Genomic DNA, 2493 nt, shown 5'->3' with positions numbered 1-2493 from the left:
CACTTCTCCTTGCGCATCGATGCTCAGCTCAAGAATGAGCCGTTGATCGATGGCCGTTTTCTGTGTCCTCGTCGCTGTCATTTTCTCCTCACTTGTCTGGCGCTTCGAGACGAAGTGACTAGAGATCTGCCGATCCCGGTCATGAATCTCTTCGCCTGGCCGCCCGCGTTAGGGGTGGGTGATGATCCAACCAGGTTCGAGATTTCAAACCGGGTCAGCGGAATTCCTCATCGCGCGTGCGATAAGGAGTCAAAGGAGGATGACAATAGCCATATTTCAGGGTTGTATCCTCTTTGAATCCGTTGACCTGTGGCCCTGCTATTTGTGCACGAGCCGCTTCACCAATGTCGGAGACCCGCCCTGGATCTCCGCCTCCGCCTTGTAGACCACGACGGCATAGAGCAAACCACTCTTCGTTTGAAATGCTTTGATCAGAGCCTCGCCTTCGTTTGCAGCCTCGGCGCCAAGCTCCGGCTTTTCGGGCGATGATCCCTCCTTGGCCAGGAAGTATCGGGCCTGTTGATCCTCCTCATGGCCGCGTTTGCGTCTCCGGTTCGGCTCGGCGGCCGGCGCCGGCGGATGCTCGTTTCGAGGTACGCTCACTGCTGCTGTCGCCATCACTGGCCTCCTTGATTTGCCGCGGTCTCGCTGCTGGTTATGGTGTCCGGCGCGTTCAGAATCTGATTGCGGCGCTCGCCGTCGATGGGCCGCTCGCTGTACTCGGCGATCCACAATCCATCGGGATTCGTATCCGATCTTTTGTCCGCGATTACCCGGATGCGGTATTCGTTCACGAAGTGATCAGTGACCTCGGTTCCGTTCGAGAGATGATGAACGTCCTTGACCCCGTAGATCAGGTACGTGAGCGGCTCTCCCGATACGGCGTCGAGTTCGCGCAAATGAAAAACTGACTGAATTTGCCCATCGTCGATCTTGCCGCGTGTATTGTCGTCGGCCATCGCCTTCAGCGTGTACCCGCGCAGATTGCGGGTCATCATGTTGAGGCTTGCCGCCCAATGATCGTCCACATCGGACGGCGAGTAGTTTTGGTAGCTGGTCAGAAAGCGCTTGACGAAGGCTTCATCCAGAAACTGGTCCGTGCCAGCTGTGGCAAGATCCGTGACTGTGCCTTTGGCGGGCTTGCCCACAACCGAAGCGTCGCCATTCGGGCCGATGCGAATCACAGTCGGCGGCTGCATGCGCACGAAGACGGCGAAGCCAATCGCGGCCAACGCAATTGGGATCGTCAGGAATGCCAACAGCCAGGCACGATTCGCATTCGCGTGCAAGGCCCCGTCTACCTCGTAATACTTCGGCCTCACCTGGGAAGCCTCGTCCGTTCGATCTGCCTTTGTCTTCATGAATGCCTCCTACTCCTTTTCAGTTGCTCGCCGGGATACGCTTGCCAGCCCCTGAGCCGCAATGCGGGCTGCGTGGTATGCGCCCCATGTTCCGATGTTGTAACGGTGGACGCTCGGCCCTCTTCTTGCCGGCGCGGATGTTCTTGGAGAGCCACTGCCCCCTCCTGAAACCACGCTTGTAGTCTGCGCGGGAACTGCGGCTTCCGAAGTCTCACCTTCAGCCTGCGCATCGCTCGAACTCGGTCCTAGTACATCGCCGAATGAGCCGCGAATCTGATCGGCATGGCCTTCGATCGTCGGACTCCCAGAGAGGGAACTCGAAGTTGTTGCTGGAAGCATTTGAGGTGCAGCCGGTTGATTCGATCCGGCTGACGCGGCTGTTAGCCGGCCCGCGTTCGCGGCCGCGCTTGTAGAACTGCCAGCACCGGCCCCCTGCGCGCCGCCTGCTCCTGCAGCGGCAAATCCTGCAGCCGCACCTTCGCCAGCGGCGATTCCAGCTGTTACAACCGTGGCCGCCGCTCCAACCAATGCGACCGCGGTGGCCCCCACATCGCCACTGACAATTCGCTTTGCAATAAACGGAATCACCGCAATCGCCAACGAGTAGATGATGCTGGCGATACCGATCAGGAAGGAACCTTCGAGATTGCCCAGTCCTCCAAGAAAGTCGTTTTGATTAAGCATCTGACCAACTTGGCCCATCTGGACTGCGCTCAACAAAGCGCCAAACCCACCATAGAGAATCGGCCAGGCATTCCAGATAAAGACGTTTTCGATATACGACTTGGCAATGCGGTTTGCGCCTCCGAGAGGCAATAGAGCGATTACGATCGGGCCAAAGATGTAGAGCACGCTACCGTAAAAGATGTAAAAGAACCCGAAAAGAACAATGACGATTGGGTATAACAGGTAAGCAACAATGATCAGGAGACCATCGATCAATCCTGCCATGGAACCAGTAATTAGACCCCACAACTGCTGGACCCCGGCCTGACTATATTCCGTTTGAAGATCGTTTTTCCAATTGTCAAACAAACTGAGCCCACCGGATGCATTTCCTATCCAGTTACCACCTGAATTATGCATATTTTGAGCACACGGGCGGTGCCGGACCTGTTGAGCATCCGTGTTT

4 protein-coding genes are annotated in these 2493 nt (G+C 56.8%); 1 reads left to right on the top strand and 3 read right to left on the bottom strand.

Annotation, left to right across the window (positions count from 1 at the left end; all coding sequences use genetic code 11):
* Window positions 1–297: hypothetical protein (locus VMU57_RS11610; protein WP_325383542.1), on the top strand; the 297-nt coding region annotated here is incomplete at its 5' end.
* Between the two features lie 21 nt (window positions 298–318).
* Here the strand turns inward: VMU57_RS11610 and VMU57_RS11605 are convergent.
* The 3 genes from VMU57_RS11605 to VMU57_RS11595 form a co-directional block, all read right to left on the bottom strand.
* On the bottom strand, window positions 319–618 hold the full coding sequence (locus tag VMU57_RS11605) for a hypothetical protein (protein WP_325383540.1): 300 nt from the start codon (window positions 616–618) through the stop codon (window positions 319–321).
* The gene (locus VMU57_RS11600; RefSeq protein ID WP_325383538.1) at window positions 618–1361 is read right to left on the bottom strand and encodes a hypothetical protein; all 744 of its coding nucleotides are present in this window, start codon (window positions 1359–1361) and stop codon (window positions 618–620) included. The genes VMU57_RS11605 and VMU57_RS11600 overlap by 1 nt, the downstream gene beginning before the upstream one ends.
* Window positions 1362–1370: 9 nt before the next feature.
* Window positions 1371–2493, bottom strand: a 1123-nt coding sequence (locus tag VMU57_RS11595; protein WP_325383536.1) for a hypothetical protein, incomplete at its 5' end; no start/stop codon positions are given.

Origin of the sequence: Edaphobacter sp. (assembly GCF_035532915.1) — a bacterium.
Classification (GTDB): Bacteria; Acidobacteriota; Terriglobia; order Terriglobales; family Acidobacteriaceae; genus Edaphobacter.
The sequence above is the reverse complement of the archived record's forward strand: the minus strand, read 5'-3'. Positions and strand labels throughout refer to the sequence as shown.